The organism is Pseudomonas sp., assembly GCF_035277045.1.
Lineage (GTDB): Bacteria > Pseudomonadota > Gammaproteobacteria > Pseudomonadales > Pseudomonadaceae > Aquipseudomonas.
The window spans coordinates 1-7032 of the sequence record NZ_DATELE010000314.1; the positions used below are offsets into that span (position 1 = coordinate 1).

Sequence of the window (7032 nt, forward strand, 5' to 3'; positions counted from 1 at the left end):
AGTTTATTGTCCATAAATCATGAATCCTCCATGGTGTGGCGTATTCAGAACTCAGAAGGGTAGCCAAATAGGCGTGGGTTTGAGAATACCGATAGTATTTGCACCTTCGCGCCGACATACACATGATCGCCTCTCCCCAGACAAGGACGCTGACATGCTACGGATCTTAGGCAAATCCACTTCCATCAACGTGCGAAAGGTCCTCTGGACCTGTGCCGAGATCAACCTCCCTTTTGAACGAGAAGACTGGGGAACACCTTTCAAATCCACCGACGTACCCGAATTCCTTGCGCTGAATCCCAATGCCATGGTCCCGGTCATCCAGGACAACGACTTCACACTCTGGGAATCCAACACCATCATCCGCTACCTGGTCACGCGCTACTGGGCAGCCTCTCTCTACCCAGTCGAAGCGCGAGCAAGAGCCAGAGTCGACCAATGGATCGATTGGCAAGCGTCGGATCTCAACAGATCCTGGAGCTACGCATTCATGTCCCTGGTCAGGCACTCGCCTGCACACCAGAACCCTCACGCACTCGCCGCCGGATGCGCAGACTGGTGCCGGCACATGCAGATTCTGGAGCGACAGCTCGCTTCAACTGGCGCATACGTCGCCGGTGATACCTTTTCATTGGCAGACATACCCATTGGTCTGTCAGTCAATCGATGGTTTGAAACACCCTTGGATCATCCCCACCTGCCGGCAGTGAGCGACTATTACGCAAGGCTCAGCGGACGTCCTGGTTTTCGTCTGCATGGAAGAAACGGGACGCCCTGATCAAAGGTCGAGCCGGGATAGCGCTGGTATTCAGCTTAGCCATCAAGACGGTTTGGCCGGACGTGCCGACAACCAGTCGTATAGAGCAGCTATCGATGCAAAGCCTCCTGCAGGGTAATTTCGTTCAATACCGTTGTGTCGCTTCACTCTACCTTCAGCACTCACTTACGAGCACTGAAGGTTTCTGAATGAGCATTGTTTTGTCCATGGCCGCTTTTGCCCTGGCCTGCTCCATCACCCCCGGCCCGGTCAACATCATCTCCCTGGGCTGCGGCGCGCGGTACGGTTTCCGCGCCGCGCTGCCGCATGTCACCGGCGCGACGCTGGGGTTTATCCTGCTGCTTTTGCTGATTGGTCTGGGGCTGCATGAAGTGCTGCGCCAGTGGCCGTTATTGACCCAACTGATTCGTATCGCTGGGGTGATGTTTCTACTGTATCTGGCGTACCGGTTGGTAAGCGATGACGGCCAACTGAGCACCGCGCCGGGGCAAAAGGTCCCCTCTGCAATGGGCGGCGCATTGATGCAGTGGCTCAACCCCAAGGCCTGGCTAGCCTGCCTGGCCGGGATGGGCGCCTTTGTGGCCGACGGCGACGTGCTGATGGTATGGGTGTTCTCCCTGCTCTATTTGGTGATCTGCTGGCTCTCGCTGGCCAGCTGGGCCTGGGCCGGTGCCTCGTTGCGAGGCTATCTGGAGCGTACTGCTGGAATACGCTGGTTCAATCGGGGTATGGCCACATTGCTGGCGGGTAGCGCCGTGTATTTGTTGCTGGAGTGATCAGCCCCGATACTGACCTGGGGTGGCGGCCAGGGTGCGTTTGAACAAACGCTGCAGATGCGCCTGATCTGCGAATCCAGCCTGGGCCGCGACCTCGGCGATGCCATCGCCCCGGCGCAGGCCTTCGCGGGCGAGTTGCAGACGGCAATCAATCAAGTAGCCGTGGGGCGTTAGCCCGTAGTGCGCCTTGAAGGAGCGGATCAGGTAGGAAGGCGATAGCTGCACCACAGCAGCGATATCCTCCAGGCGCAGGGTATGCATGCAATGCTCGCGGATGAAATCTGCGGCCTCAACCATCTTGCGTGGCGCGCACGCAGTGTGATCGTTGGCCGTCTGCAGCCGCGCCACCAGTCGCTGGAAGAATTTCAGCACTGCAGCCTGCATGATGTCAGGGGGAGTGCCGGTGTCTGTCAACACTACGTACAAGCTATCCAGTTCGGCAAACAAGGTGGGATCGGTGCTGTAGTTCTGTGCGAAGGGAACGAAGCCGTCTTGTGCGCCGATACCTCCCTGACATTGTACCGACGCGAGCCAACCTGCATCGACATAGAACATGCGATAGGCCCATGGTTGGTCATGCAAAGGATTGCATGCATGTACCACACCTGGATTCATCAACACGACACTCCCGGCCGAAATGTGGCGGGTGTGATGGCCGTTGAGGTAGCTACTCTGCCCCGCCATGATTGCGCCAATAGAGAAGGTCGCGTGGGCATGGCTTGCGTGGCTGAAGGTACGGCCATCCTCGACATTGCGGATCTCGATATGGGGGACAGCTGGGTGACGCCAGTAGTGAGACATGGATTCTCCGGTTCAGCGCATCCTCACGTCAGTCGAAGTGTAGTGGCAGAACCAGATCGCGCGTCAGCGGCGCCAGGTCAAAATCGGCAAGATCCGACGCATCTACCCACACCGCCTCAGCAATTTCCGCGGCCGGAAGCACTGCGACGTCCGTCTCCAGACGAAACAATTCGCACTGGACGCTCCAGCCAGGCTCGTTCGCTGCTGGTGCTGTATAGGTTCCCAGATAGGTGGGGGCGCAGGGTTCGACGACGATACCAAGCTCTTCTTTCAGCTCGCGTACAAGCGCTTGGACGGGCTGTTCTCGCTGCTCGATTTTGCCGCCGGGCTGCATGAATGCTGTTGTGCCTTGTTTTCGGACAAGCAATGTCTTTCCTTCCGAATTGAGCATCAGTGCCGCTGCGATATGAATGATTCCTGTCATGTGTTTCTCCGTTGTATAGAGGGTGTAAACGTTTGCCTGATTCTATGGGGTGCCGCTTGCCGGTCAAGAGTGATCGCAGGCGATCTGAAAACGGAGCACGCGTTTGAGATTCAACAGCCAGCCAATCAGTAGCAATTATCAATTACGCATGTTAATTATTATCTTTTGATTGGCTGATGCTCATTCCACCATGTCAACGACTGACAGCGCACGCTCAACTGACTTCCACGCTCTCTACCTGGATCACCAAGGCTGGTTGCAAGGCTGGCTGAGACGAAAGCTGGGCTGCTGCGCCAGCGCCGCCGACCTGACGCAGGATACCTTCGTGCGCCTGCTGGCCAAGCATGAGCCGATCCAGATCCGCGATTCGCGCGCCGTGCTGGTGACCGTTGCGCGCAGCGTGTTGAGCAACCACTTCCGCCGGCAGAAGCTGGAGCGCGCCTACCTTGAAGCGCTTGCCAGGGTGCCCGAGCAACTAATGCCTTCGCTGGAAGAGCAGGCGATTCTGTTGCAGACACTGCAGGAGCTCGATCGGTTGATGGACGGGCTGGAAGTGCCGGTGCGCCAGGCCTTCCTGTGGTCCCAGCTCGACGGCATGGCGCATGCCGAGATCGCAGAGCGGCTCGGGATATCGGTGACTACGGTCAAGCGCTACATCGTCAAGGCTGGTGTGCAATGTTGCTTCGCCGAATGAGCAGGTGCCAGCCATGACCACCACCCTCCCCCCGGCCGTCGCCGAGCGGGCCGTCGAATGGATGGTCGAGCTGCAGACGCCGCCGGTCTCGGCCGACACCGTCGAGCAATGGCAGCGCTGGCTGCGTCAGGACCCTGAACACGCCCGTGCCTGGCAGCGCATAGAGGCGTTTACCGAGCGGCTGTCTGGCCTGGCCAACCATGCCCCCATTGCGCATGCCGCGCTGGCCGCTGGGCCCGCTAGCAGCCTTGACCGGCGCACCGCACTCAAGGCCCTGGTGCTGGCCGTCGGCACCGGAACGCTGGCATGGGGCTGCCGCAATACTGCGCTGTGGCAGAACCTGAGCGCTGACTATCACAGTGGCGTAGGCGAGCAGCGCAACGTGGCGTTGGCCGATGGCAGCCAGTTGCTGCTCAACACGCACAGCGCGGTCGACGTCCGGTTTGACCAGGCCGTACGCCAGTTGCGTCTGCTGCGGGGCGAGGTACAAGTGCAGGCAGTGATGGACCGCGCCCTGCGACCCTTCCGGGCGCAGACCGAGCAGGGCTGGGTCGAAGCCGCTCAGGGGCGTTTCCTGCTTCGCCAGGAGCCAGGCCACAGTCGGCTGGCAGTACGTGATGGCGTGGTCACGCTGTACCCCGAACGGCTGCCCGGCTTGCGCGTGGAGGCCGGGCAACAGCTATTGTTCACTCGCGACCAGGTCGGCCCGTTGCGCACGCTGAGCGAGGCAGACCGGGCCTGGACCGACGGCATGCTCATGGCCAACGACATGCCGCTGGGCCGGTTTCTTCAGGAACTCGGGCGTTATCGTCATGGCCATCTGAGCTGCGCCCGCAGCCTTGCCGATGTACGCGTCGCCGGTACCTATCCGCTGGCCGACACTGACCGAATCCTGCAGACACTCGGGATTACGCTGGGTCTTGAGGTGCGCCGTTTCACACCTTACTGGGTGACGCTGGAACCGAAAAACACCCAGGCTTGAAAATAAATCGCGAAAAGGGTGGTCTGTTTGCCGCGCTCGAGAGACTCCACCAGAAAGACCTCTGTCATTCTTGTGGAGCACGGCATGAATCCCCCCCTTCGCCTTCGGACGCTGACCTTCGCCATGGCCAGCAGCCTGGTACCCTCGCTTGCCGCTGTCGGCTTGCTGTTGGGCACCGGTGTCGTCAGCGCCGCACCAACCAGCCGCAGCTACGATATACCCGGCGGCGCCTTGCGCGATGTGCTCAACCGGTTCGGCCACGAAAGCAACCTGCTGCTGTCCTACCCTGCCGATCAGGTAGCAGGCCTGCATAGTCAAGGGCTTCGCGGCAGCTACAGTATCGATGCCGGCCTGGCCATGCTGCTTTCTGACACTGGTTTGCAGGCAGTACGTCTGCCCAATGGAAGTTACTCCCTGCAGGTACAGGGGCAGTCGGAGAGTGGCATGACACTGCCCGTCTCGACCGTCAGTGGCCGTGCGGAACAGAGCATCACCACCCCCATCGACGGCATCGTTGCCAACCGTTCCTCGGTCGGCACCAAGACCAGTACCGCTATCAGTGAAGTGCCGCAGTCGATCTCGGTGATCACCCGCGACGAAATGGACAAGCGCGGTGTGCAGGACTTCAACAGCGCCGTTGCCTACACCCCGGGCATTCGCGCCATCGACTACGTGGGCGGCCAGGGGGCGCCGGACATCTACATGCGAGGCTTCCGTTCGTTCAACCTGTTCGGTGTCTACAAGGACGGCCTGCGCAGCGGCTTCAACCAGTACGACACCGACTTCGAAACCTACGGCCTGGAACGCATCGACGTGATCAAGGGCCCGGCTTCGGTGCTGTACGGCCAGATGGCTCCCGGGGGCATGGTCAACCTGACCAGCAAGCGGCCCACCGACGAAGCTATTCACGAAATCCAGATCCAGGGCGGCAGCTTCGATCGCAAGCAAACCGCCCTCGACCTCGGCGGACGACTGGATGACCAAGGCACGTTCACCTACCGCCTGGTGGCGCTCAAGCGCGACAGCGGTACCCAGGTAGACCATTCGCCGGACGACCGCACCTACGTCGCCCCGGCACTCACCTGGAAGCCTGACGAGGACACCAGCATCACGCTTCTGGCCAGCTATCTGAAGACCCGCAAGGGCGGCGCCGAGCAGAGTTTTCCGGTGAACGGCACGCTGAGCAACACGCCCTTCGGCCACATCCCGTCGAGCACCTACCTGGGCGACCCGCACGTGAGCAAGAACGAGGTGGAGAACACCACGCTTGGCTACGTCTTCGAGCGCCATCTGAACGAGGACTGGAAGTTCACCCAGAACGCCCGCTACATGAAGGTCGACGTTGACTACATCAGCAACGGTGCCCGCAACAGCGGCCAACTGGGCGCCGACGGCCGTACTTACACCTTCGGCTACCAGAAGCGGCCGAAGAAAACCGATACGTTCCTGCTCGACAACAACCTGGGCGGCCACTTCAATACCGGCGCCATTGGCCACGATGTGCTGGTGGGCTTCGACTACGGCCACTACTCTGGCCGTGAATCGCGCCGTGGTGTCGCCTCCAACCAGACCGTCGATATTTTCGACCCGGTCTACAACGCCAGTCCGACGTGGAACAGCACCTTGCAGACTGACGGCAAGAGCGTCGTGTCGCAAAAAGGCGTGTACGTCCAGGACATGCTCAGCCTGAACAAATGGCGCCTGACCCTGGGCGGGCGCACGGACTGGGTCGAGGGCCGCGAGTACAGCTACCTGAACGACACGCGCAGCGTGCAGAAAGACCACAAATTCACCGGTCGCGTGGGCCTGGCCTACCTGTTCGACAACGGCATCACCCCCTATGCCAGCTACAGTACCTCGTTCCAGCCGACCTCGGGTACGGCCCAGGATGGCAGCTACTTCAAGCCGACCGAGGGCGAGCAGTACGAAGTGGGTATCAAGTACGAGCCACCAGGCTACAACAGCTTCATTACCTTGTCGGCTTATGACCTGACCCAGAAGAATGTCACCACCACCGACCCGACCAACCCCAGCTTTCAGGTCCAGACCGGCGAGCAGCGTTCACGTGGTCTCGAGCTCGAAGGCAAGGCCGAGCTGACCCGCGGTCTGGACCTGATCGCCTCGTACGCCTACATCGACGCCGAGGTGACCAAGGCCAACCCCGTGGGCACTGGCGCAACCGCCTACAGCCTCGAGGGCAACGTGCCGATTTCCGTGCCCAAGAACACCGCCTCGCTGTGGCTCGACTACACCGTGCAAGGCGGCTCGCTGGAAGGCCTGGGCATGGGCTTCGGCCAGCGTTATGTCGGCTCCTCTTACAACGCCAGGAACACCGTCAAGGTCCCTCACTACACCCTCACCGACGCCAGCGTGCGCTACGACCTGGTGCACCTGAGCGAGGATCTTGGGGGCGTTTCGGTGGACCTGAGCGCAAGCAACCTGTTCGACAAGCGCTACTTCACCCCAGGGTTCTATGAAGAAACCGTGTTCTATGGGACCCGTCGTACAGTGATCGGCAGCCTGAGTTACCGGTGGTGACCTGCGCAGTTAACGGCCAGAAGCGGACGATCGATTATT

At 60.5% G+C, this 7032-nt stretch carries 7 protein-coding genes; 5 read left to right on the forward strand and 2 right to left on the reverse strand.

All coding sequences use genetic code 11. The features are described 5' to 3' along the window. The first annotated feature begins 154 nt into the window (after window positions 1-154). Window positions 155-778 (forward strand): glutathione S-transferase, encoded by a 624-nt coding sequence (locus VJS90_RS20945; protein WP_324123541.1) that lies wholly within the window; start codon window positions 155-157, stop codon window positions 776-778. 188 nt (window positions 779-966) lie between these two features. Further along, window positions 967-1554, forward strand: a complete 588-nt coding sequence (locus VJS90_RS20950; RefSeq protein WP_324123542.1) for a LysE family translocator — start codon at window positions 967-969, stop codon at window positions 1552-1554. Here VJS90_RS20950 and VJS90_RS20955 read toward each other — a convergent pair whose 3' ends face one another. Beyond that, window positions 1555-2355, reverse strand: a complete 801-nt coding sequence (locus VJS90_RS20955; RefSeq protein WP_324123543.1) for an AraC family transcriptional regulator — start codon at window positions 2353-2355, stop codon at window positions 1555-1557. Window positions 2356-2383: 28 nt separating this feature from the next. Next, a complete protein-coding gene (locus VJS90_RS20960) occupies window positions 2384-2779 on the reverse strand; it encodes an NUDIX domain-containing protein (RefSeq protein ID WP_324123544.1) in 396 nt (131 codons plus the stop codon). Window positions 2780-2969: 190 nt separating this feature from the next. Here VJS90_RS20960 and VJS90_RS20965 point away from each other — a divergent pair, with 190 nt between their 5' ends. The 3 genes from VJS90_RS20965 (at window position 2970) to VJS90_RS20975 (ending at window position 6993) form a co-directional block, all read left to right on the forward strand. Beyond that, complete coding sequence (locus VJS90_RS20965; protein WP_324123545.1) at window positions 2970-3473, forward strand: sigma-70 family RNA polymerase sigma factor; 504 nt, start codon at window positions 2970-2972, stop codon at window positions 3471-3473. Between the two features lie 13 nt (window positions 3474-3486). Further along, window positions 3487-4455 (forward strand): FecR family protein, encoded by a 969-nt coding sequence (locus tag VJS90_RS20970; protein WP_324123546.1) that lies wholly within the window; start codon window positions 3487-3489, stop codon window positions 4453-4455. An 84-nt stretch (window positions 4456-4539) separates the two neighbouring features. Further along, window positions 4540-6993 carry a TonB-dependent siderophore receptor gene (locus VJS90_RS20975; protein WP_324123547.1) on the forward strand — a complete coding sequence of 818 codons (2454 nt, stop codon included), beginning with the start codon at window positions 4540-4542 and terminating at the stop codon, window positions 6991-6993. Window positions 6994-7032 lie beyond the last annotated feature (39 nt).

Coding starts and splice junctions, on each gene's coding strand:
- VJS90_RS20960 (WP_324123544.1), bottom strand. CDS start 2,779: ATGACAGGAATCATTCATATCGCAGCGGCACTGATGCTCAATTCGGAA.
- VJS90_RS20975 (WP_324123547.1), top strand. CDS start 4,540: ATGAATCCCCCCCTTCGCCTTCGGACGCTGACCTTCGCCATGGCCAGC.
- VJS90_RS20970 (WP_324123546.1), top strand. CDS start 3,487: ATGACCACCACCCTCCCCCCGGCCGTCGCCGAGCGGGCCGTCGAATGG.
- VJS90_RS20955 (WP_324123543.1), bottom strand. CDS start 2,355: ATGTCTCACTACTGGCGTCACCCAGCTGTCCCCCATATCGAGATCCGC.
- VJS90_RS20950 (WP_324123542.1), top strand. CDS start 967: ATGAGCATTGTTTTGTCCATGGCCGCTTTTGCCCTGGCCTGCTCCATC.
- VJS90_RS20945 (WP_324123541.1), top strand. CDS start 155: ATGCTACGGATCTTAGGCAAATCCACTTCCATCAACGTGCGAAAGGTC.
- VJS90_RS20965 (WP_324123545.1), top strand. CDS start 2,970: ATGTCAACGACTGACAGCGCACGCTCAACTGACTTCCACGCTCTCTAC.